Consider the following 23355-nt stretch of genomic DNA (forward strand, 5'->3'; position numbering starts at 1 on the left):
CGCCTCCCCTGGAGCCTTGATCTTAGGACTCCGCCGGTTTGGTCAGGACCCGGCGGACTCCAGATTTGATCCACCGTATTATTCAGCCGCCTCTACGACCGGAAGCACCGATACCAGCGTGCGGCCGTTGGCTTTGGCCTGGAACGCAACGCGGCCTTCCACCTTGGCGAACAGAGTGTGGTCAGTGCCCATGCCCACATTAAGGCCGGGATGCCAGGTGGTGCCGCGCTGACGCGCGATGATATTGCCGGGAATCACATGCTCCCCGCCGAACACCTTGATGCCGAGGCGCTTGCCCTTCGAATCGCGTCCGTTGCGCGATGAACCGCCTGCTTTTTTGTGAGCCATGGCTCGTCTCCGAAATCCTGCGTATCTCTAGATCAATTCCTTGACGGAATCATTTCACTTTTTCTCACGCATCAATTCGTGAATTGGCGTGATCAAATGTCGTTATTCGGCGGCTTCCTTTACCGACTCCTTGGCCACCTTCTCCTTCTTCGGGCGCGGGCCCTTGGTGGGCTTGGCGTTGTCGGTCAGGATCTCGGTGACGCGGAGCACGGTGATCTCGTCGCGATAGCCGCGCTTGCGGCGCGAATTCTTGCGGCGGCGCTTCTTGAACGCGATGACCTTCGGCCCGCGCTTGTGGTCGAGCACCTCGACCGCCACGGACGCGCCGGCAACCGTCGGGGCACCCAGGACCGGCGTGTCGCCGCCGACCACCAGAACTTCACTCAGCTGCACGATCGTGCCGACTTCGCCGGCGATCTTGCCTACTTCGAGAACATCATCCGGCACGACGCGGTATTGCTTGCCGCCGGTTTTGATGACTGCGAACATCGTTCTTTCTCCGTGTTCAATCCCGGCCTCGGGACGAGCATCGTCCGGGTCGGCTTTTTGTCAGTCGCTATGGGTTTTCTTAAGTTTCGCGCGGGCGGGAGGAATCCCATTGAAAACCCACGCAAAAACGAGCGGCGCGAGAAACGCCCCGCGCCGGCTGCGGGACTTATAGCGGCCATCCGCCGCAAGTCAAGGAAAACCGCTGAAAACGGCCCGGATTTGAAGGATTTGGCCGCGCTGGCGGCCTTCGGCCGAATCTCGACCGGCTTTGCAACAAACCGGTTCCCCCGCAGTTGTCCCGGCCGGAACAGATATGCGGGCAAGGGCTCCCATGGCAACAGACGAACTGGTCAAGACGACGGGCATCGCCCAGCACGGGGCGAGCCGCCTGCCGTCGGTCGATGTCGACAGCTTCAACATCGAGATCAAGGACGATGATGGCTTCCTCGGCGACCGCGCCAGCAAGGGTGCGTTTCGCGACATTCTCGAAGAGTGGCGCAAGCCGCTGCGCAAGAGCGGCGAGGATCCCTTCGGCGACGAGCCATCCGACAAGATCAGCAAGAAGGCCCTCGATGCGGTCCTGATCGGCGACGATACCGAGGCCACGGCCGTCGTGCACAGCGCGATCGAGGATTTCGCCCAGGAGCTCGCTTACGTCACGCGGCGGTTCCTCAAGACCAAGGCCTGGGCCAAGACCGAGTGCATCGTGGTCGGTGGCGGCTTTCGCGCCAGCCGGCTCGGCGAAATTGCCATCGCCCGGGCCGAGATCATTCTCAAATCGGAAGGCTTCAAGGTCGACCTGGTGCCGATCCGCTTCGATCCGGATGATGCCGGCCTGATCGGAGCCCTGCATCTCGCGCCGTCCTGGATCTTCGAGGCTTATGACAGCATCCTCGCGGTCGACATCGGCGGCACCAACATCCGCTGTGGCATCGTCGAGACGCGCTGGAAGAAAGCGCCCGATCTGTCCAAGGCGGTGGTCTTCAAATCCGATCTATGGCGCCATGCCGATGGTGAGCCGAGCCGCGAGGCCGCAGTGAAACGGCTGGTCAAGATGCTCGAAGGCCTGATCGAGGACGCCGAGGCCGAAGGCTTCAAGCTTGCGCCCTTCATCGGCATTGCCTGTCCCGGCGTGATCAACGCGGACGGCTCGATCGAGAAGGGCGCGCAGAACCTGCCGGGCAATTGGGAGAGCAGCAAGTTCAACCTGCCGGCCAGCCTGATCGCGGGCATCCCCGAGATCGGCGGGCACGACACCGCGATCGTGATGCACAATGACGGCGTCGTCCAGGGCCTCTCGGAGGTGCCCTTCATGCAGGATGTCGAGCGCTGGGGCGTGCTCACGATCGGCACAGGCCTTGGGAATGCGCGCTTCACCAACCGCCGCAAGGAGGGCGGCAACGGCAAGGACCGTTCCTCTGCGGACAACGGGAAGAAGAAGGCCAAGGAGAACAACAAGGAAGACAGGCAGAACGACAAGGAGTAACCCTGAGCGGTTAAGGTTAAGGAACGGATTGCGTTGCGAGGTGTGTCGCACACTCGCTATAGTTGCATCCGTCGCCTCACGCCGGCCGGCGAAGCCGCCCTTCTCGGCCTGCATCTCAATGAGCGGCAACGGGACCGCCAGTGTTTTACCGCGTCTGGCGGTCCCGCCTTTGGCGCCGCCATGCCGGCCCCGTCGCTTCCCAACCAGCGTGATTCGCGCAGGGCTCGGTTGCGCCCCGCCGGATTCGGGAAGTTTTGGCACAAACTGCACTTTGCACCCGTTCTCCCCGGTCTAGTATTACCGCATGGGGAACGATCTGGTGTTTCGTATCGCGGTCATCGTCCTGGGAACGCTGCCGGTCGTACTGACGGCTGTCGCCCTGCTCGGCACCCCCGTCTCGAACTGAGGCAGTCAGGCTCCGCGCGCTCCGATGGCGGCGAACGAATCTGCACGAAAACCGGCCATCGGCCCGGGGTCGGCCGCTCGTTCCTCTTTGCCGCCACCACGAGGCACTGGATTTTCCTCCGCCGCGCCTTGTCTGGCCCGTCATCCTCGCCTAGAACACGCCCCGACCGCCCGGGGCTACCCCCGATTTGGCGCCTTCAGGAGAGGTGGCAGAGTGGTTGAATGCACCGCACTCGAAATGCGGCATAGGTGCAAGCCTATCGGGGGTTCGAATCCCTCCCTCTCCGCCATATAGGCCGAAAAGCTCTTATTTTTCAGCGCTTCCTGAAGCTGGCTGTTGAGCGGCCCATATCCCGGCCCATACTTCCGATGGGGCGGAATCACTGCCTTGGGCGTGCGTGTTCGAGCGATACGGTTACCTTTGCGAGGCGTCGGGGGTATCTGAACAGCGTGCCACCACCAGGGAGATGTTGTCTCGCGCGCCGCCGCTGAAGGCCTTCGCGGCGAGCTTACGCGTGACCTGGAGAGGATCGTTGGCCCTTCTCGAGGTGCTCCCGATGATCTCACTGGTGACTGATCTCACTGGTGACTGATCTCACTGGTGACTGATCTCACTGGTGACTATGTCGGTGAGGCCATCGCTGCACAGGAGCAGGGTCTCTCCGGGAGCAAGCGGCGGGTCGACGGAGATGTGAGGTTCGACCGCGATAGGAAATGAAGAGCCGCCCAAGGCCTGAGTGAGGGCATGGGACCGGCGGTGACCGAAGTGACTGCTCTCGCCTTCGGGTACATCGTCGTGGCTGAGCTGCACCAATTGGCCCCCGCTGAGCAGATAGCAGCGGCTGTCGCCAATGTTGAATGTGAGTAGTTGACCGGCCGTCAGAACCGCTCCCACGAGCGTCGAACCCATGCCGAGCGCTTCCTCGTGCTCCAGCATGAGTTCGTAGAGGTATCGATTAGCTTCCTCGACCACCTCAGCACAGGAGGCGGGATTTGAAAGCCGATCAATCGCAGCAACCAGATAATCGAGGACAGCACGGCTGGCCATCGCGCCGTGCGCGTGGCCACCCATGCCGTCCGCGATCATCAGGAGGCAGCAATCGTTCGGTGACGACATGATTATCGGCACGTCCATGTCGCCGGTGAGGACACGGTTGTCGATCGCGATAGCGTCCTCGTTGTTCGGACGCACGCGACCGCGATGGGTGAACGCAGCGATGGTCCAGCTTGGCATATTCAGACAATCCGGGCGGATGATGCCGCCCTTGTCAAGGCATAAAGGCGTCCGCGCACGAACGCCGTCGCTTCAGGGTGTCCGCAGTCCAATCCCGCCGCGGATCTGGGAGGATGGCATTCGAGGCAGCTCGGCTCTTGTGTCAGTCCAGGTAGCGCCAGAACCATGTGTATTGGTCCTGACGTAGTACGCGCCAAGCTTGGGCGACCCAGCATACCTGAAACCATCCGCGAATGCTTGCGAATGGAAGCTGATAGCTGCCAAACCGGCGAGCAGCAAAAGAGCATAGTTCTTCATCGATTCCTCCAAGAGTTGTGCTGTCCTGCTGATCAGGAGAGCACAATCCTGCTGGAGCGCGAGTCAATTCGGAAATGCTGTATTGCTCTAGTGCCGATGCAGTGCGTCTATGGCGGCGAGATTGGTCGGCATAGAAGCGCACAGTTTTCCTACTTCGATGTCAGCGTGGTGACCGGCTGCCAAGATTCGCCAAGCCCCGTTCGCGACAGCTCACTACAGCGGGCTCGCATCACCTCAGCAGGCCCATCGTGCGGGCGCTCTCGCAAGAGGTCCTCAAAACCGCGAAGGGCGCTCAAAAACTCACGATTGCGGTACTTTTCCAGTGCGTCCTGATATCGCGTAATCCAGGAGCAAGCGCTTTCCTTTGCGGCTTTGTCTCGTGCATCCTGGATCAGTTCGTAGACGGAAAGGCCCTCTTCGCGGCCATAAACCGCGATCTTGTCGACCTCACGCGTGATCATAGAGGCACTCACAAGACAGTGGGTGGCTTCGCCGATGAGAATGCGAGTGCCGTAGCTCTTGTTCGCACTCTCTAGTCGGCTCGCCACGTTAACTGCATCGCCAATCACCGTGTAGTTCAGCCGCAGTTCGGAACCGATATTGCCGACCAGCATGCGGCCCGAATTGATGCCGATACGGATTTGCAGCGGATGCCCCTGATCGTCTATCAATTTTGCTTCTTCGATCGCCTTGCGGCAGGCAAGCGCCGCTTGGCAGCACAGCAGAGCATGATCGGGTTGGGCCGTTGGAGCTCCCCAAAATGCCATGACGGCGTCGCCGATGTATTTGTCGATTGTGCCTCCGTTGGCCACGATGACTTCTGAAAGAACGTCGAGGTATTTCGATAGAAGCGGAACGATACGATCACCCATGCGCTCCGACAGTCCGGTGAATCCGGCGATGTCGATAAACATCACAGTTAGCTCTTGAATTGAGCCGCCCGGTTTTGCTTCGACGCCCTGGCGAAGCAGCAGGCGGACCAGGTCGGCGGGTATAAATTTTCGAAACGCAGACAAGCCGCTCGCCATCTCGGCGATCGCGCTGGAGAGGCTCGCGATCTCCTTCAGGCGAGATGGATAGCGACGGACCTGTTCGAGTGCAAAGCTCTCGACGTGGCGGAGCTCACCGACCACACGGGCAAGAGGAGCAGCAACGACAGTACGAGCCAGTAGCGCTGACAGCAGCGCGGCAACGGTTGCGCCCAAGCCCAGACTGATGATCAATCGACGGAGTGCGGTCTCGACAGGCCCGAGGAATTCGGCTTCAGGGATTACCGTGGCGAGGGACCATCCAGGAAACGGCAATGGCGTGAGCGCGACCTCGTAAGCCGCGCCTGCGGTAATTCGGCTGCGCCAGACGTCCCGGCGACCTTCTTCTCCGGCAGTAGTGAACGCCAGTCGGGCAACAGGCAACAGGCGCTGCTCGCCGCGGACGGGATGCAATTCGTCGGCTTCATTGTCTGGCGCGGCTACAAGCTCGCCAGAGCCATCAAAGATAAATGCCGCGCCCGTGCGCCCCACCTCTAGCTGGGACAAGAAACGCGCCAGTCTCGTATATTCGATGACGATAGCGAGAACGCCCTGACGCTCCTGGTACACGTCAATCGGCCCGGCAAAGGCGATCGAGGGACGTTGTCCCGTTGGGTAGTCGATCACCTTGAACCACTCCGGCTCATCAGCCTTGATGCCTGTCTTGAACCAGGTCTGGTTGGCAACGTGAAAATTGGTTGGCTCGAACCGGCGGTTTGCGAATTCGATGTCGCCTGGGACAACATCATATTCGTCGATCCGGCGCTGACCGGGGTGATCGGTCAGCGAGATCTCCATCATCTCCAAACGGCGGTCGCCGAGCTTGTGGGCGGCAAAAAATGACCCGTCGGGCCAACCGAAGGCTGCCCAGGATATTGTCGCCTGAGATTGCAACTGCGACAGAAAGACGAACTCCCGTTTGTCTGCCTCGCGCGTATCCAGGACGTTCTGCAGGAACAGCGTCCGAATAGCCGTATGGGCCGCGCGGGCTTCGTCGACGATCCCTGACACTTCTTTCCGCACTGCGGCGACGATCTGCCCGTTGATCGTGCTCGCGAGCTGACGGCTGATGGCTTCGGCCGTCCGCCACCACAAGAGGCTCGATCCGGCCGCGGTCAGGAGAATTGCGGCCAATACCAAGCCGGAAACAGCAAGCCGGATGCTGATCGTTAGCTGTTTCAGCCTGAGATTGAAGGAATGCGGCTTAGGGCGATCTCTCATTGGAACGACGGCCATCCTGTTTTCCGCTCCCGCCTTAAGGGTGCCTGAACGGCTATACGAGTGCGCCGTTCGATCGTTACCTCTGGCAACAATCGCCCGTTCTCTCCAATGCCCGCTGGCTAACAAGCCCATAGAGCCAAAGCATTGGATAGGTACCTCTCCCGCCAGTATTCAGAGCCCACGGGCAACGCACGTTGCGTAGCACACTGATGGTCTCACGGACATGTGAGCAGGTCAGACTGTAACAAAGGCTGCGAACGGCCCGAAGAGACAACGTTCACCTTTGCAGCCGAACCAACCACTCGAGAGGAGAAATTCATGTCGACGAAACATGTTGTGAGTTCGCTCGTTCTTGCCGGCGCAGTTTCCACGGCGCTTGCCACACTTGCCGCGGCAGCCCCGCTGACCAAGGCAGAAGCCGATGCCGCGATCGCCGCCAAAAAGGAGAAGTGCTTCGGCGTTGCGCTCAAAGGTCAGAACGATTGCGCGGCGGGACCGGGCACCACGTGCCAGGGCACTTCCACCGTCGATTTCCAAGGCAACGCCTGGAAGTTCGTCCAGGGCGGCACCTGCACCAACATCGAGCTGCCGAACGGGAAGCATGGTTCACTGAAGCCGGTCTGATCAGCCAAAGACCGGATCAAGAGAAGGAGGGAGCACATGGCCATCAGACCACTTACCCCGCCTGCGGTGCCCCTTCGCTTCTCGTTCCCGATTGGCGGGCGAGCGGGGACCAGCTTCAAGCAGGAGCACCTCCCCGCAATCCTCGTCGACGGCAAACAGCGTGGATTCTTCGAAGTTCACGCCGAGAACTATATGGGCGCAGGCGGTCCACCGCACCGGGCTCTCGAAACGATACGTCGCGATCATCCGCTTTCCGTGCACGGGGTCTGCATGTCGATCGGCGGCCCCCAACCGCTGGATCGGGCGCATCTTGCGCGGTTTCGCGGCCTTGTCGCCCGGTATCAACCAGCGCTGGTTTCCGAGCATTTGGCCTGGTCGACGCACGATAGCACCTACTTCAATGATCTGCTTCCACTGCCCTACACGGACGCGACACTCCGATACGTCTGTGACCACATCGACCAGGTGCAGGAAACAATCCGGCGTCCCATCCTGCTTGAGAATCCGTCGACATATCTCGCCTTCGCGGAGTCGACGATGAGCGAGACGGATTTCATCCACAATGTCGTCAAACGTACCGGCTGCGGTCTGTTGCTCGACATCAATAACGTGTTCATCTCCGCAACCAATCACGGCTTCTCGGCTCTCGAGTACCTCTCCGACTTCCCGCTCGTACATGTTGGCGAGATTCACCTCGCCGGCCACGCTGAGCAGAGCGACGACGAAGGTGACCCGTTGCTGATCGACAGCCACGATGGACCGGTCGCCGATGCCGTCTGGAAGCTGTTCGAGATTGTTATCAAGCGGCTTGGGCCGGTCCCCACGCTGATCGAGTGGGACAGCCAAATCCCGGTCTGGCCCGTCCTGAGGGCAGAAGCCGCTGCTGCGCAGGGGATCCTCGATCGCTACCAAGGCATTGCATCGTTGGGGGACCGTCGTGCCGCTTGAAATTCACCTTTCTCACGCGGCGGCGTTCGCGTCGGGACTGCTTGATCCGACACGTCAGACTCCGTCCCGGGTTACTGGGCCGAGCGGCAAGGCGGTGACAAAGCGCTACAATGTCTATCGTAACAATGTCACGGTGAGCCTGATTGACGCGCTTGCGGCCGTCTATCCGGCCGTGCAGCGTATCACCGGCGTGGACTTCTTCCGCGCCATGGCTCGCTTTCATATCCGGGCCACCCCGCCGATATCGCCCCTGCTGTTCGAGTATGGCCGCGATTTCCCGGCCTTCATCGAGCAGTATGAGTATGCGCGTTCGATGCCCTGGCTTGCCGATGTCGCGCGGATCGAGCGAGCGTGGCTCGATGCGTATCACGCTGCGGACATGCGCCCGCTCGCCATCGACGCGCTTGCATCGGTGCCACATGACCAGCTCGCAGCGGTGACGTTTGAAGCACATCCCGCGGTGCGAATCGTCAGGTCAGAATTTTCGGCCGTGTCGATCTTTGCCGCCAGCCGCGAAGCAGCGCAGCAAAGCCGCAATATCGATGCCTCGATACCAGAGGATGCGTTGATCACTCGACCCGATTTTGAAGTCGTCGTACGGCGCCTTCCATCTGGAGGCGCGAAATTCATTTCGTTGCTGATCTCGGGATGGACGTTGGGCGAGGCAGTCGCAGAGGCCCAAAACGAGACTGACTCCTTTGATATCGCGCCAAACCTCGCCGGCATGATGGAGGCTGGCGTATTCGCCTCGATAAGCTTTGGAGACAAATGATGATTACGCAGCAACGGATGGCGCCCGCCTTAGGATTTGCGCCGCTGATGCACCTCGCGGGTAGGGTCAACCGGCTGGTGCAATCCATTGCGTCGCCGTCCTTGGTTCAGTTGGTCACGCGCGTGGCCTTGGCGGTGCCCTTTTGGCGTTCAGGCATTCTGAAATGGGGCGGCTTCCTCAAGCTCAATGATACCGCGGTTGCATTGTTCAGCGACGAGTTCATGTTGCATCTTCCCGGGGGACCCTATCATTTCCCGGTGCCGACGGTCATGGCCTTTCTGTCCGGATTGGGGGAGATCTGTTTTCCAGTCCTGCTGATTCTTGGTCTCGGTACCCGTTTCGCGGCTCTCGGCTTGTTGTTCATGACGGTGATCGTCGAGCTTACGGTGCCGCACGGCTGGCCAATCCACCTCACCTGGGCGGCCATGGCGCTGGGCATTATGTGTTGGGGGCCCGGACGTTTCTCGATTGACCATGTGGCCGGCCGCATCGTTCAAGCATCAGAGGAATAGTCTCTTCCAGTTGTTAGGCTAAGGTAAAGGTAGACGCTTGCAATCAAGCTGATCCGGCCACCGGCTTCAGCCAAGTGCAAGATCAACCACTTCCGAAAAACTCGGAAGGCAAATCCCTAGCCGATCGCCATCGGTCCGCAGACGCTGCAATTCGTGATCGAGCCGCTTGCTGCGATCCCCTCTACCGATCGCCGCGAAGGTGCGCGCTCGCGCGATGATGAAGTCGGTCCAGGGCAGCGGCTCCGGACGGACGAACTCCTCGAGGGCCGCGGCATGACGTTCCGCTTCATTCCAGTCGTGGAGCATCATGGAAGCCTCGACCGCGTCCTTGCGAAACAACAGATGATTATGCGCGACGACGTTGTCGGAGAGCAGCGCTTCGCCGTCCAACAGAGCCGCCCTGCGAGGCGCTTCGTCCTCCTCGATCAAAGCCAGTATGCCGTAGTAGATGGGTCCGAAATAGGCCATTCCAGTTTCAGCGCTGATGGCGAGCGCCTCGCGAATGGCGGCATGGGCTTCATCTCGGCGTCCGGCCAGGCGGTGGAGTTCAGCGCCAAAGGCCAGCGCCTCTGCCTCGAAGCGTCGCGCCTTGAGCTGCCGGGCCAGATCCAGGGCCGCATCGACATTGGTCTGCGCGGCCGCGAATTCGCCGAGCGCATGACGCGCGTGGTAGGCGGCGTGGTGCGCGATGGTCTGCGCCCTGCGGTGCCCAACCTTGGCTCCCATCTCGACCGCGGCGAGCGCTTCGGCGAGCGCAGCCCGCATCTCGCCCGCGAAATATCGCATGAACGCGGACATCGGAAGGTTTGCGACCTCGATCCGGCCAAAGCCATGATGGCGCGACAGTGAGATGCAGATGGCAAAATGGTCGCGTGCGCTCAGCATCCTGCCCCGTGCGTATTCTGCATCGCCGAGTCCGCCGAGCGCTGCAGCCTCAAGCTCCGCCGAGCCCACTTCTCGCGCGAGAGCCAGACTCTGCCGGTGCTCGCGGAGGCAGCCTTCCACATCGCCGCGCGGAAACAAGAGATTGCCGTGTAGGAAATGTGCGCGAGCGGCCTCGCCGGGCATCGACAAACGGGTTGCAATGCCCTCCGCCCGTTCGACATCCGCCAGGGCTTCATGAACCTCGTCGGTCACCCGCTTGACGGCGGCAATCCCAAGCCAGGCGCGGCAGCGGTCCGCATCGTCCTGGCTCTGCTGCAGCGCCTCCTCATAGGCCGCGCGGGCCTCGGCGACTTCGCCCATGTCGTGCAGCAACTCACCACAGCAACAGGCGAGCGCAAAGCGATCCGGCAGCTCCCGAGCCAGGGAGGCGCCACGCCTGACCAGCGTAAGCGCCTGCTCATAGCGATATCGCGCGGCTTCGTGGCGGGCAGCCGCCAGATACGCCTGCGGCGCACGTGGATCCTCGGCGCGATCCAAGTGCTGGGCATGAAGGATCACATCCCGCTCCGCAAACCATGCTGCGGCGCGCTTGTGAAGCTCCCGCCGCCGTGAGCGGAGCAGCGTCGCATAGACGGCGTCCCTGATCAGGGCATGGCCGAATAGGAACTCGTCGCCATGCGGTCGGAGCAGCGCATGCTCCACGAGCACGCGGGGCGCATAAACCGGTTCCTCGATCAGGGCGCGCAGTTCGCCGAGTGAGAAGCGCTGGCCGAAGACGGATGCCGCCTGCAGGGCCTGCTTGTCCCGCAGCGCGAGCCGATCCATGCGGGCCTGCACCAGGCTCTGCACTGAGTCCGGAACAGCACCGTCGGCATGCTCCTCCGCATTGCGCAGCAACTGCTCCAGGAACAACGGATTGCCTGCTGCTCGCTCGAGGCAGCTCATGGCCAGGGGACCCATCTGCCCGAACACGTTGCGCGCGAGCGCCAGCGCCTCTTCACGGTGCAACGGGGCGAGATCGATCGTCAGGATCGGGCTACCTGGCTGCCATCCGCGAGTCGAGGGGTCGCCGACGTTGCGCGAGGTGAGGATGACCAGCAGGGGACAGTCGCTCGTCGCCTCTGCAACAGCCGCAATCCGGGCGAGAACCGCGTCGTCGGCCCAGTGCAGGTCCTCTATCACGATCAGCAAGGGCTTCTCTTTGGCAGCCGAGGCGATAACCTCCGTGATCGTGGCCAGGACGCCGCGACTCCGTGTGCCGATATCCATCGCGTCGTACAGCGCGTGCAAGCCAATCGGCGGGGGCAGGTTGAGCAGATCATAGAGAAAGATCGCGTGGTCCGCGGCAATGTGGCCGGCTTCGACGAGCGCACCGACCCGATCGGGGCCGACAACGCATTCGGATTGTTCGGCATCCCCTTCGAGGGCGATACTGCGGATGACAGTGGCCACCGCATCACGCCCGCTTCGCGCGCCGAAGTCGAGCACCAAGCCGCCATGGCAGGTGAAGCCGCCTATTCGCGCACGGTGTTGAAACTCCTCGACGAGGCGTGTCTTGCCGAGCCCGGCTTCACCGCGGACGTAGACGACGCGGCCGCGACGGACCTCAAGGCAAGCCGCCATCGCGGCTGCAAACTGATCCAGCTCGGCCGCGCGTCCCACGAAGATGCGGCCCTCCAGCGGCACGTTCCTCGTCCCCGACAGCCGCCAGGCTCTCTCCGGCGCGGCGAAGCCTTTCACGTGAATCTCGCCAAGATCGACACAGTCGAGTCGGTCCTGCAACGCACGATGGACGGCGGACGACAGCAGCACTTCGCCGCTTCGGGCGTGATCTGTCAGACGCGAGGCCAAGTTCACGCTTTCGCCGGTGACGGTGTAGGCCTTGTGACGCGCGCTCCCCACCTGACTCGCCAGGACCTCACCGCTTGCGACTCCTACATGCACGCCAATGTCGCGGCCGAGCCGCTTTCCGAGCATCGGGATCGCGTGGCGGATTCTCAGTGCCGCGAGGACCGCTCGCTCGGCATCATTGCCATGAGCTATCGGAGCGCCGAACACGGCCATGACGCAGTCACCGATGTGCTTGTCGATGGTGCCGCCGTGCTCAATGATCGCAGCATCGGCAATTTCGAAGAATGCGGTGAGAATGCCCTCGATATCCTCAGCATCAAGCAGCTTGCTCAGCCGGGTATATCCCGTGAGATCCGCAAACAGCACGGTAACCTGCCGCCGCTCGCTTGGAGCGGTCTTGTGCGGCTCTTCTGGCTGCGGCTCCGTATTCGCACGCGCGCCGGCACCTGGCTCGTCGCGCAAGAGCGCAATCGCGTCGAGCAGGCGACGCCGATGTCCGACCGAGGTGACACCAAGATCCCTGAGATCGTCGGTCGTCAAATTGGGTAACAGGTCGGCAGTAATGTGATTGTCGCAAAACTGCGGCGCGTACTGCTCGAGTCCCAAAGTCCTGAGCCAATCGGCGACTTCCATCGGGCGCTCCGGCACCTTTGGATCCTTCGATTGCGATATCGTGGCTGATGGTAACTCAGCCGGAGCGAGAACCTAAGCGGAAATTCGTCCGAGCTGTCTTCTTCTCATCATTGCGTTACAGTCGGCGCCAGTATCGAACGCCGCCCCGGCCGAAACTGATAGTTCAGCTCAGACGTATCGGGCTCTGATCAATCCAAGGACTCCTCTCGCGTGAGAACCATGGACAGCGATCGTATCGTCGGTGCGGCAAGCAGAACAACGGGTGACATGACGGCCCAGGAGACGAGCCAGGAAGCCAGCCAATTCGACATGAAATGTCCGGTTGCGACCGCGGGAAAGCTTGCGATGCCTGCCGCAATGAGAGAGGTCAATCCCGACTGGATGACGCCAAAGACAAAGTGACTGTAGCGGCGCGGAATTGCGAACATAGGCCCCTCAAAACCGATCGGACGGTGGCTATGCTACTTGTGCGCAGCACGATTTCAATGCGTGCGGATGCTCAAAAGGGTGCCTTAGCTGCTCATTCTGCCGCCATCGGCATAATTTCCTGCTGCTCATGGAGGACCACACCCGTGAGAGGATCGAACTCGCCTCTCCATGGCGCACGCTCCAGCACAGCCTTGGTATGGGCGTAGCCCGCCTCCCACCGTCGCATGATTCCTTTCGGGCTGAAATCGATGTCCTTGGTATGGGTCTCGCGGTCGAGCTGAGGCGCAAGAAGACGGACCACGTGCATGCGGGTCCGGCAGCCATAGCCAATCAGCTCGCGGACGGCGGGATCGGTGCGCTCGCTCTCGGGCAGCCGGGCGGCAAGCTGATTGATGACATGACGCAGCCGGTGCGCTTGCTGCTGTCGCGCGATCTGGCTGGCGATCCGGCTGGAATACTGCACATCCTTATGCCGATTGAACACCTCGGCCATCGTGGTGGGCTCGTGCCCGGCCGGATTCCACAAATGCACGGCGAAGATCAGGGAGTCCTTGCGCGGGTTGTCGTCAAAGACCGCTTCCGTCGGCGTGTTCGAGAGGATGCCGCCATCCCAATAGAGTTCACCATTGATCCGTATGGCCGGAAATGCCGGCGGCAGCGCACCGGAGGCCATGATGTGCTTCACCGTCAGTTCGCCATCGCGGCTGTCGAAGTAGCGCATCTGGCTGGTACGGACGTGGGCTGCGCCGACGGTGAGGCGCGGCTTGCAACGATTGAGGAGATCGAAATCCACGAGTTCGCCCAGCGTCTTCTCGAGTGGCGCCGTTGAATAGAAGCCCGCGTGATCGGCACCGAGCGGATAGGAGTCCCCTGCATGAGCTAGCGGGTTGGGACGAAAGAAGCCCGGAATTCCGTTGGTAACCGTCGCCCAGTACGAGAGCTTGTCGTTGAAATCGGGAAAGGCCGTCCGGAGATTCCAGATTGGATTCTGCTCCATCCGCTTCCAGAAGGTCTTCAGCCGCGCCAACCTGTCCTGCGGCTTGTTACCCGCGATCAGGCTGGCATTGATGGCTCCGATTGAGGTGCCGATGATCCAATCCGGCTCGATACCGGCCTCGTGGAGCGCCTGGTAAACGCCGGCCTGATACGAGCCGAGTGCTCCACCCCCTTGTAGCACCAGCACCACCTGGCCCGGCAGATCCCTCACCTTGGCGACTTGGGTCGAATTGTCCTGCATCGCATCCATGTTTCGCTCCTGCCAGCGCTTCAGCGTTCTTCGCAAGGCTTTGGACTTTTGTTACGCCTTTTCATCTCAATGGGCGGTCCAGCCGCCGTCGACCGGAAGCGCGATGCCTGTGATCGAAGCCGCCGCGTCGGTAGACAGGAACACCGCAAGCGTTCCGATCTCCTCAACGGTGGCAAAGCGCTTATTGGGTTGCTGCGCGAGCAGCACGTCACGAATGACTTGATCACGGGAAATGCCGTGCGCTTTCGCTTGGCCATCGATCTGCGCTTCCACGAGGGGAGTATAGACGTAGCCCGGGCAGATTGCGTTGCAGGTGATACCCTCTTCCGCGGTCTCGAGCGCTGTGACCTTTGTCAGACCGACGATGCCGTGCTTGGCCGCGACGTACGCTGCCTTGAAGGGGGATGCCACCAAGGCATGCGCAGAAGCGATATTGATGACCCTGCCGAACCCATTCTGGCGCATCGCGGGCAGTGCAAGACGCGTCGTATGAAATGCGGACGACAAGTTGATCGCGAGGATCTGGTCCCACTTTTCTACTGGAAACAGGTCGAGCGGCGCAACATGCTGGATCCCAGCATTGTTGACGAGGATATCAAGCCGGCCAGATTGTGCGACCGTAGCCGCGATCATTTCGGCGATCGACTTCGGCTTGCTCATATCGGCCGCCGAATAGTTCGCCTTGACGCCAAATTCCGCGGCAATCTGCTCGCGTGTCCGACCAATTGCTTCTGGGGCGCCAAGGCCATTGAGCACGATATCAGCACCGGCAGCCGCCAGCTCCCGCGCGATGCCAAGCCCGATACCGCTTGTTGAGCCCGTGACCAGCGCCACCTTGCCGACCAGCGTCCGCGTAGCAGTTGGAGCCTGCGATTTGACCGAAATATTCATGATCCGAGCCTCTCGTTGGTGGTTACCGATCTCACGACCGGACCTTGGCTTTCGTGGACTCTGAGGGATTTCCCGACTTCGCGGAAATGCTCATTGGCTTCCGAAACCATACGCTGGCGCTATTGCGGTTGGGATGTCATTCGCGGCCCCGATCGGCTAGATTTCGGGACGATCTTGCTGGGAGCCGATCCATGGAAATGCACCAGGTCCGCTATTTTCCTCGCGGTGGCGCAGTACCTCAACTTCACACGCGCCGCCGAAGTATGCAATGTGACGCAGCCCTCGCTGACCCGCGCGATCAAGCAGCTCGAAGCCGAGCTCGGCGGCGATCTGTTTCGGCGTGAGCGGCCGGCTGCCCAATTGACCGAGCACGGTCAGCGTATGCATCCACTGCTCAAGCAATGCTATGAGGCGGCGGCCCGGCGCCCGCTCACTCGCCTCGTCGTTCAAGAGCGGCGAGATCGGTGCGCTGCGCGTCGCATTGACGCATTCGATCGACCTTGCGCTGCTCATTCCTCACCTCGACCAGATCAAACGGCAGTTCAACCGGCTCGAATTCCGCTTCCTGCGCGGCACCGGCCGGGAGGTCTGCGAACTCCTGAAAAAGGGCGAAGCCGAACTCGGCATCGCTGCCGTGATCGATGAAGCCTGGGAGCGGCAATGTCTGGCCGCTGTTCACCGAGGATTTCGACCTCGTGGTCAGCAAGAGCCACCGACTGGCCGAGCGAGGCAATATCGAGTTCGATGATCTGCGCTCAGAACAATTGCTGAGTCGAACCTATTGCGAGCATTCCAAGCGGATCTTGGCGAACCTGCGCGAGCACGGCATCGACGTCGTTCACAGCCATGAAGTTTCCAGTGAGCGCGATCTGATCGAGCTCGTCGAAGCCGACATCGGGGTGGCGATGGTGCCGCACACCTCGCCTGTCCCGGCAAGCCTCAAACGCGCAGCCGTTGCCGGACTGGACGCCCGCCGCACCGTCAATTTGTATGGCGTTTGCCGGGCGCCAGCGCACCGCAGTCGCGTCCGCCGTCATGCGAATGCTGCGCGGCGCCGACTGGCGGGAGATCGCGGGATAGCTCGGCCGATTTTGCCGCCCGCAGAGCGAGGTCAGCCCAAAGTCAATCGGCTCGCGCTTTCCAGCGCTTTGAGCAAGTCATCGATTTCCATGCGCTTGCGGAAGTCGGGATCGACGAAGCGCGCCTTCACGAGGCCGTCGCGCCCAACGACGAACACTGCGGGGATCGGTAGCATCCAGCCATCATTGCCATGAAAGCGCGCCATGTCCTGATAGGAAAGCAGCCCCTGGATCTCGGTACCCAGCCAGATCGCCAGATTCAGGGACAGCGCGTAGCCGTTGTCGAGATCGGTCAGGACTGGGAACGGCGCACCTGAATCGGCCTTGAGCTGCTCGGTGAATTCCTGCGTCTCCGGCATGATGGCAACAACGTGCGCGCCCATCGCCTTGATACGGTCTTGCGCCTGGATCACCGCCCGCACGTTCAGCCGGCAATAAGGGCACCAATGGCCGCGAAAGAACATGACCGCCACCGGGCCGCGCTCGAGCAGCGACGGCAGCGTGACCAGCCGCCCATTCTCGTCAGGCAACATGAACGGCGGCATCACCTCGCCCGGGCGCGGCGCATTCTCGCCGCCGCCATTCTCGACAAGTCTTGCCACAAGGCGATCGACCGCCTGGCCATAGGCCGGAAAGATCTCGCGGCCGGCATCGGCATAGGCTCGAAGCTGCTCGTTCAGCGTGCCCTCCATGTCACGGCAGCGCTTGAAGGCAAGTTTGAGCCGTTCGGCATTGGCTGGTGAAAGGGACGTCATCTTCAGCTCCGGCACAAGAGTTAAGGCCTACTATTTTGCATTTCGTCCGCCCCGCAAGAAGAGCTGCAATCAGTTCACGTAAAAATTGCCAGTCGGGTCGAGCCTACCAGAGGTGTAGTAAAGCGAGCCCTTATCCATGAAGAACACCGTGTTCTCGGGGACCTTTTTAGCATTTTTCACCATCGCTTCATGGTTCTTCTCAGTTGACGCCATTGCCATGGCCGACATCTTGCCCGGCCTGCCGTAGATGTAGGCGATGCCAGACTTCAATTCCCAGGGTGTCTGCGCGAATGCGGCCGTGGCGATCACAAATGCGCCCGCGGCGATGAGGCTCTTGGACAGCGTCGTCATTGGATACTCCTCCTGATTTGACCTGGACGCCCGACAGTCGGACGCACTGCCATCGAACGCCCGATGACAAGGGAACGGAAATGCCGATGCCCAATCGGTTTGATAGCCGCCGCCTATCGCGCCGCGATAGCGTGGGGCTATCGCCTCAAGAGCCAGACGGCATTTCACCTTCTTGAGGGCGGCGTGCATCCTTCCCGCAATCCAAAGCTGCCATCCACCGGAGGAAATGCCATGGGCCGTCACATCACTTTGCGTCTTGCGAATCTCGCCACCTCGCTTCTGCTGTTGTTCCTCTTGCTTTCGGCTGCGACATCCGTCGCGCGGGCCGACAGCGATGATGGCATCGTGCGCGTGAAGAGCGCAGTACCGATGTCGGAAGCGATCAGCCGCATCAAGGCGGACATTGCCGCCAAGGGCATCAAATTTTTCCTGCAGGTCGATCAGTCGAAGCTTGCCGCTGACGCCGGCATCAAGCTCCGGCCCTCAACTCTGCTCATCTTCGGTAATCCGCCGCTCGGCACTCAGTTCATCACAGCCAATGCCAACGCGGGGCTCGACTGGCCGGTCCGCCTGCTGCTCACGCAGGACGACAACGGCGACGTCTGGGCCGTATGGACAGATTTCGACTGGATCGCCAAGCGCCACAAAATCGGCAATCGCGACGCGCAGTTCAAGATGGCGACCATGGTTGTCAAGTCCATCACCTCCACCATCGCTACCAAGTAGCAGCGAAAATGCCCGGGCGTCGGGCCGCATCGAAAGACGCGGACCGATCACGCAAGCGACGCTCTAATCCGGCCTTGGAGAGCCGTCCCATGACCAGCAAGAAATTCGACGTGGTGATCCTGGGCGGCGGCAACGCGGGCATCGGTGTGACCGGCCCGGTTCGCCGCGCCGGCCTCTCGGTCGCGATGATCGAGCCCCGCGATCTTGGCGGCACCTGTCCCAACCGCGGCTGCACGCCGAAGAAGATTCTGGTCGCAGCGGGCCAGGCACTGCACGACATCGAGCGCGCGTCCGCTCATCACATCACGGTCGGCAATCCCCAGCTCGATTGGGCGGCGCTGATCGACCGTGAGAAGGCGATGATCAAGGATATTCCGGCTAATCTCGCCCTCGCGATGGCGCGCCGGGACGTCGAGGTGATCAGGGGGCAGGGTGCCTTCGTCGGCCCCAACGCCATCCGCGTCGGAGATCGCGTGCTCGAGGCTAAGCACATCGTGATCGCCACCGGATCCAAGGCGCGACCGCTGCCGATTCCTGGCGCCGAGCACATGATCACCTCGGACGAGATGCTGAGCGAGCGCGAGCTGCCGGCATCCGTGATCTTCATCGGCGGCGGCGTGATCTCGCTGGAATTTGGCCATGTCTATGCACGCGCAGGTTCCGCGGTAGCGGTTCTCGAAGCCCTGCCGCAGCTCCTGCCGGCGATGGACGTTGACGCGGTCGCGCAACTGCAGGCCGAGAGCGAGCGCATCGGCATCAAAGTCAGAACCGGCGTCGCCGTCCAGCGGATCGAGCCGGCGGACGGCCGGTTTCGCGTAATCTTCGCCCACGGCGGCATCGAACAGGCGCTCGAAGCCGATCGTGTCGTCAACGGCGCCGGCCGGATCGCCAATGTCGGCTCGCTCGATCTGGCGAGAGGTCAGGTCGAGCACGCAAATGGCCGGGTCGCCATCGATCGCCACCTGCGCTCGACCTCAAACCCTCGAGTCCACGTCTGCGGCGATGCGGTGCCGATCTCAGCCCAACTTTCGCCGATTGCAACCTATGAAGGCGACATAGTCGGCCGCAACATCGTCGACGGACCGAAACACGCGCCTGACTACACGGGCATGGCGACATCAGTCTACACCGTGCCGGCGCTGGCCGCAGTCGGCCTCACCGAGGAGGCGGCGCGGCAGACTGGCTCTGCAGTCGACGTTCACGTCAACGACATGCGCGACTGGTTCTCGTCGCGATCATATGCCGAGACCGTCGCCTGGTCGAAAGTGATTGTCGATCACGCCACAGACCGAATCCTCGGCGCGCATTTCGTCGGCCATGCCGGCCAGGAGTTGATCAACGTCTTTGGTCTCGCGGTCAAGTTCGGCATCACCGCAAAGCAACTGCGCGACAACGTCTACGCCTATCCGACGTTTTCAGCCGACATCAAGCACATGCTCGGGCACGCATAGCGGCCCGCTATCGTTTCAAAAGACATACGGCATTTCAAGGAGCGCTCAACTTCGGCGAAGCTGTTCCCATAGCCGGCGACCAATGAGGTTACGGCCAACACAGGAGACCTCACTATGCTCAAGAACTTCAAATTATCGCATGTTGTCTGGCCTGGCGTCGCCCTCCTCGGCGCGCTCACGCTCACCACGCAGCCCGTATTCGCGGGCGAGTGCCCGGCCGACAAGATCAAGCCGAATGCACGCCATATGGTCGACTACATGCCGGTCGGCGTCACCGACGTCACGCTCGGCTCAATCAACCTCGAAAAACAGCCCGCCAACATCAAGGACCGCGAGTTGCGCTTCCGCAAGCTGACCATCGAGCCTGGCGGCATCGTGCCCTGGCACAGTCATGACGATCGTCCGGCTTTGATCTTCGTGCAGCAGGGCGAGATCGTCGAATACGCCTCCAACTGCGTCGACCCGATCGTGCACAAGGCCGGCGATCTTCGCCCCGAAGTTTTCGGCACCTCGCACTGGTGGAAGAACCTCGGCAAGGAAACCGTCATTCTCTATGTCGGCGACGTCCGCAAGGATCCGCACGACCACAACATGTAACGAGTGCTCCCAGCCCCAGCCTCGTTACCGGATGTGACGACCCGGGATCCCCCGTGCCGCCCCGCACGCCGGGCGTCACATCCTCATTTCAAACACCAGGAGACGTCGTGCAATGACCGATTTGTCCGCCCACATGAAGCCGGCCGCGATGGAGATGCACGAGCATTCGCCGGGTGTCGTGCTTCGCTCGCTCGTGATCGGACTGACCGCATTTTTGACCGTTGTCGACCTGTTCGCAACGCAAGCGATCCTCCCCTCCTTGACGCGCCACTACGGCGTGACCCCGGCGGCTATGGGATTTGCGGTCAATGCCAGCACATTTGGAATGGCAATCGCAGGTCTCGTCGTTGGCTTCTTCAGCCCGCATATCGACCGAAGGCTCGGTATTCTTCTAAGCCTGACGCTACTCGCGATCCCCACAAGTCTGCTTGCGATCGCACCTAATATCACCGTCTTCACAATACTGCGCGTCGCGCAGGGTCTGTGCATGGCTTCTGCATTTACCCTGACGCTTGCCTACCTTGGTGAGCAGTGCAGCGCTATGGACGCGGGCGGTGCGTTTGCCGCCTACATCACCGGCAACGTTGCCAGCAATCTGATTGGCCGGCTGGTCTCCGCCGCAGTTGCCGACGGTCTGGGCCTGGCCTGGAACTTCTATTTCTTCGCGGCCTTGAATCTCGCCGGCGCCGTCCTGGTCTACTTCTCCATACATCGCGTGCAACCAATGCAGGTGATGATGGCGATCGACTCACCGCTCAGCGCCATGCTCGCGCATTGGCGAAATCCTCGGCTACGGGCAGCCTACGGCCTCGGCTTCTGCATTCTGTTCGCCTTTATCGGCACCTTCACATTCGTGAACTTCGTTTTGGTACGGCCACCACTATCGCTCGGCATGATGGACCTCGGCCTTGTCTACTTCGTCTTTCTGCCGTCGATTTTCACGACCCTGCTTGCCGGAAGGGTCGCCGCGTGGCTCGGGACTCGCTTGACGATCTGGGCCGCCCTTGGCGTTGCCGTGATAGGCCTCCCTCTGATGCTTACGTCGCATTTGCCGCTGGTTCTCACCGGAATGGTACTGGTTGGCGTCGGAACGTTCTTCGCGCAGGCAGCAGCGACCGGCTTCGTCGGCCAGGCCGCCAGTGAGAACCGGGGAATCGCCAGTGGGACGTATCTTGCCTGCTATTTCTTTGGAGGGCTTGTGGGTACCGCGCTTCTAGGCCGACTATTCGATTCCTTTGGATGGATGGCCTGTGTGATCGGCGTGACCGGCTCTTTGTTCGCGGCCGCGCTGCTCACCGCGATGTTGACGCCACAGCAATGATATACTTTGGCTCGATCCGAGTGTCCGTCGCTGCGCTGTTACCGATCATTTCGGTGAGGTCGCCTTCTGGCCGTCCGCGACAACCCCGATGCTTGACCTAGCGTCGGCTGTTGGGCCCACAGCTGAATACGGATCGTTCACACGAAAGACCTTGTCAAGCGGCGCGGCTGGCCCAAGCAGTCGGCCAACAAAAAGAGCGTTTCGATCCCACAGTCATTCAAGTAAACGCGCTGGTCAGCTCTATCCGTCAATCCCACCTTCCGTCGAACGTTACCGCCCATACTCCGGCCCATATTTGCCTGAAGATTGCACGCGAATTGGGATGAACCCGCGTGAGGTCGGGCGTACGGTTCGCTCCAGTTGCGCAGGTGTTTCTTGAATTTCGCCGAACGCGTGCGAACAAGGGCGATATACGCTAATTTTGTCACCCTCTCCGCCATAATAAAACGACGTCGAGAAAGCCCCGTAAGATCAGGTCCTAATGCACGCCAGAGGTCTCTGGTGTAGCCCCTAGGGTGGTTCTAAGTTGCCATGCCCGACGACCAAAGGCACGTGGGCAAGTGCGCAGACGCTGCGATGAATGACTCGTTCAACCGAGAAGCCGCGGGACAGCCAATGAGCGCCAGCGTTCTGTCGATCTCTTCGAAAAGGATAGCCAGCGCGGCTTGAAATACTAGCGATGCCCGAGGCTGGCGTGGGGGGCGCGATCGCTGGACCGGCGAGCCGGATCGGAGCTGAGACTCAGCGCCACCCAAGCGCGGGCGCGACGTGCTTCAAAATCGCTTCGATCGCATGGGCGCAGTAGGCGACGCCCAACTGGTTGGGGATGGTCAGCAGCAGCGTGTCGGCTTCAGTGATGGCCTCGTCGTTGCGGAGCTGCTCGATCAGGACGTCCGGCTCGGCGGCATAGCTGCGGCCGAAGATCGCGCGCGTCTGCGCGTCGATGAATCCGATCTGGTCCTCAGATTCGCCGCCGCGTCCGAAATAGGCGCGGTCGCGATCATCCATCAGCGCGAAAATGCTGCGGCTGACCGAAACGCGCGGCTCGCGGGTATGGCCGGCCTCCTTCCAGGCGGCGCGGTAGGCACGAATCTGCGCGGCCTGCTGCACGTGGAAGGCTTCGCCGGTCTCGTCGTTCTTCAGCGTCGAGCTTTGCAGGTTCATGCCAAGCCTGGCGGCCCAGACGGCGGTGGCGTTCGATCCGGCGCCCCACCAGACGCGCTCGCGCAGGCCTTCCGAATGTGGCTCGAGGCGCAGCAGGCCGGGCGGGTTCGGAAACATCGGCTGCGGATTGGGTTTCGCAAAACCCTCGCCGCGCAAGAGGTCGAGGAAGATCTCGGCGTGACGCCGGCCCATGTCGGCATCGCTCTGCCCCTCGGCCGGCTGATAGCCGAAATAGCGCCAGCCATCGATCACCTGCTCCGGCGAGCCGCGGCTGATGCCGAGCTGCAGGCGTCCACCGGCGATCAGATCGGCGCTACCAGCGTCCTCCGCCATATAGAGCGGATTCTCGTAGCGCATGTCGATCACTGCCGTGCCGATCTCGATACGGCCAGTCCTCGCCCCGACCGCCGCCAGCAGCGGAAAGGGCGAAGCAAGCTGGCGCGCGAAATGATGGACGCGGAAATAGGCCCCGTCCGCGCCCAGTTCCTCGGCAGCGACGGCGAGCTCGATGGATTGCAACAGCGTATCCGCGGCCGAGCGGGTCTGCGATTGCGGCGAGGGCGTCCAGTGCCCGAACGAGAGAAAGCCGATTCTTTTCATGCCGTCAGTCTA

The 23355-nt window shown here is 61.5% G+C and carries 21 protein-coding genes, 1 tRNA gene and 1 pseudogene; 12 read left to right on the forward strand and 11 right to left on the reverse strand.

Annotated features, from left to right (window positions below; translation table 11 throughout):
• Positions 1-78 precede the first annotated feature (78 nt).
• Entirely contained in the window at positions 79-348 is a 270-nt protein-coding gene (gene rpmA, locus QA640_RS02000) for a 50S ribosomal protein L27 (RefSeq protein WP_283039114.1), read from the reverse strand.
• A 102-nt stretch (positions 349-450) separates the two neighbouring features.
• Positions 451-837 carry a 50S ribosomal protein L21 gene (gene rplU, locus QA640_RS02005; RefSeq protein WP_283039115.1) on the reverse strand — a complete coding sequence of 129 codons (387 nt, stop codon included), beginning with the start codon at positions 835-837 and terminating at the stop codon, positions 451-453.
• Between the two features lie 331 nt (positions 838-1168).
• On the opposite strand from rplU, the gene QA640_RS02010 reads away from it, so the two are divergent.
• Positions 1169-2323, forward strand: coding sequence for an ROK family protein (locus QA640_RS02010; protein ID WP_283039116.1), 1155 nt, complete (start codon positions 1169-1171; stop codon positions 2321-2323).
• 605 nt (positions 2324-2928) lie between these two features.
• Positions 2929-3018 (forward strand) — tRNA-Ser (locus tag QA640_RS02015).
• A 305-nt stretch (positions 3019-3323) separates the two neighbouring features.
• Here QA640_RS02015 and QA640_RS02020 read toward each other — a convergent pair.
• Together QA640_RS02020 and QA640_RS02025 are read right to left on the reverse strand one after the other, a co-directional pair.
• A complete protein-coding gene (locus tag QA640_RS02020; protein WP_283039117.1) occupies positions 3324-3962 on the reverse strand; it encodes a protein phosphatase 2C domain-containing protein in 639 nt (212 codons plus the stop codon).
• Positions 3963-4408: 446 nt separating this feature from the next.
• Positions 4409-6523, reverse strand: a complete 2115-nt coding sequence (locus QA640_RS02025) for an adenylate/guanylate cyclase domain-containing protein (protein WP_283039118.1) — start codon at positions 6521-6523, stop codon at positions 4409-4411.
• Positions 6524-6826: 303 nt separating this feature from the next.
• Here QA640_RS02025 and QA640_RS02030 point away from each other — a divergent pair, with 303 nt between their 5' ends.
• From QA640_RS02030 to QA640_RS02045, 4 genes are read left to right on the forward strand one after another with little or no spacing between them, the layout of a single operon-like run.
• Positions 6827-7132: a DUF2282 domain-containing protein gene (locus tag QA640_RS02030; protein WP_283039119.1), complete on the forward strand. Its 306-nt coding sequence runs from the start codon at positions 6827-6829 to the stop codon at positions 7130-7132.
• Between the two features lie 36 nt (positions 7133-7168).
• Positions 7169-8080, forward strand: a complete 912-nt coding sequence (locus QA640_RS02035) for a DUF692 domain-containing protein (protein ID WP_283039120.1) — start codon at positions 7169-7171, stop codon at positions 8078-8080.
• Positions 8070-8852 (forward strand): DNA-binding domain-containing protein, encoded by a 783-nt coding sequence (locus QA640_RS02040; protein ID WP_283039121.1) that lies wholly within the window; start codon positions 8070-8072, stop codon positions 8850-8852. Before QA640_RS02035 ends, QA640_RS02040 begins: the two co-directional genes overlap by 11 nt.
• Complete coding sequence (locus QA640_RS02045; protein WP_283039122.1) at positions 8852-9364, forward strand: DoxX family protein; 513 nt, start codon at positions 8852-8854, stop codon at positions 9362-9364. The genes QA640_RS02040 and QA640_RS02045 overlap by 1 nt, the downstream gene beginning before the upstream one ends.
• A gap of 66 nt (positions 9365-9430) precedes the next feature.
• Here the strand turns inward: QA640_RS02045 and QA640_RS02050 are convergent, their stop codons facing one another.
• Positions 9431-11989 (reverse strand): AAA family ATPase, encoded by a 2559-nt coding sequence (locus QA640_RS02050; protein ID WP_283039123.1) that lies wholly within the window; start codon positions 11987-11989, stop codon positions 9431-9433.
• On the opposite strand from QA640_RS02050, the gene QA640_RS02055 reads away from it, so the two are divergent.
• A complete protein-coding gene (locus QA640_RS02055; protein ID WP_283039124.1) occupies positions 11990-12649 on the forward strand; it encodes a hypothetical protein in 660 nt (219 codons plus the stop codon).
• A gap of 272 nt (positions 12650-12921) precedes the next feature.
• Here the strand turns inward: QA640_RS02055 and QA640_RS02060 are convergent, their stop codons facing one another.
• The 3 genes from QA640_RS02060 to QA640_RS02070 form a co-directional block, all read right to left on the reverse strand.
• Positions 12922-13161 (reverse strand): DUF2798 domain-containing protein, encoded by a 240-nt coding sequence (locus QA640_RS02060; RefSeq protein WP_283039125.1) that lies wholly within the window; start codon positions 13159-13161, stop codon positions 12922-12924.
• 92 nt (positions 13162-13253) lie between these two features.
• The gene (locus QA640_RS02065) at positions 13254-14399 is read right to left on the reverse strand and encodes a patatin-like phospholipase family protein (protein WP_283043093.1); all 1146 of its coding nucleotides are present in this window, start codon (positions 14397-14399) and stop codon (positions 13254-13256) included.
• Positions 14400-14474: 75 nt separating this feature from the next.
• Positions 14475-15299 (reverse strand): 3-hydroxybutyrate dehydrogenase, encoded by an 825-nt coding sequence (locus QA640_RS02070; RefSeq protein ID WP_283039126.1) that lies wholly within the window; start codon positions 15297-15299, stop codon positions 14475-14477.
• A 191-nt stretch (positions 15300-15490) separates the two neighbouring features.
• On the opposite strand from QA640_RS02070, the pseudogene QA640_RS02075 reads away from it, so the two are divergent.
• Positions 15491-16379, forward strand: a pseudogene (locus QA640_RS02075) (LysR family transcriptional regulator).
• Positions 16380-16410: 31 nt separating this feature from the next.
• Here the strand turns inward: QA640_RS02075 and QA640_RS02080 are convergent.
• Positions 16411-17133 (reverse strand): peroxiredoxin-like family protein, encoded by a 723-nt coding sequence (locus tag QA640_RS02080; protein ID WP_283039127.1) that lies wholly within the window; start codon positions 17131-17133, stop codon positions 16411-16413.
• 69 nt (positions 17134-17202) lie between these two features.
• Complete coding sequence (locus QA640_RS02085; protein WP_283039128.1) at positions 17203-17484, reverse strand: hypothetical protein; 282 nt, start codon at positions 17482-17484, stop codon at positions 17203-17205.
• A gap of 231 nt (positions 17485-17715) precedes the next feature.
• On the opposite strand from QA640_RS02085, the gene QA640_RS02090 reads away from it, so the two are divergent.
• The 4 genes from QA640_RS02090 (at position 17716) to QA640_RS02105 (ending at position 21579) form a co-directional block, all read left to right on the forward strand.
• Positions 17716-18210 (forward strand): DUF302 domain-containing protein, encoded by a 495-nt coding sequence (locus tag QA640_RS02090; protein ID WP_283039129.1) that lies wholly within the window; start codon positions 17716-17718, stop codon positions 18208-18210.
• An 89-nt stretch (positions 18211-18299) separates the two neighbouring features.
• The gene (locus tag QA640_RS02095; protein WP_283039130.1) at positions 18300-19661 is read left to right on the forward strand and encodes an NAD(P)/FAD-dependent oxidoreductase; all 1362 of its coding nucleotides are present in this window, start codon (positions 18300-18302) and stop codon (positions 19659-19661) included.
• A 114-nt stretch (positions 19662-19775) separates the two neighbouring features.
• Positions 19776-20258: a cupin domain-containing protein gene (locus QA640_RS02100; protein WP_283039131.1), complete on the forward strand. Its 483-nt coding sequence runs from the start codon at positions 19776-19778 to the stop codon at positions 20256-20258.
• 112 nt (positions 20259-20370) lie between these two features.
• The gene (locus QA640_RS02105) at positions 20371-21579 is read left to right on the forward strand and encodes an MFS transporter (RefSeq protein WP_283039132.1); all 1209 of its coding nucleotides are present in this window, start codon (positions 20371-20373) and stop codon (positions 21577-21579) included.
• A 741-nt stretch (positions 21580-22320) separates the two neighbouring features.
• On the opposite strand, the gene QA640_RS02110 is transcribed toward QA640_RS02105, so the two are convergent.
• Complete coding sequence (locus tag QA640_RS02110) at positions 22321-23343, reverse strand: LLM class flavin-dependent oxidoreductase (RefSeq protein WP_283039133.1); 1023 nt, start codon at positions 23341-23343, stop codon at positions 22321-22323.
• Positions 23344-23355 lie beyond the last annotated feature (12 nt).

The sequence above is a fragment of the Bradyrhizobium sp. CB82 genome (assembly GCF_029714405.1).
In the GTDB taxonomy this organism is placed as follows: domain Bacteria; phylum Pseudomonadota; class Alphaproteobacteria; order Rhizobiales; family Xanthobacteraceae; genus Bradyrhizobium.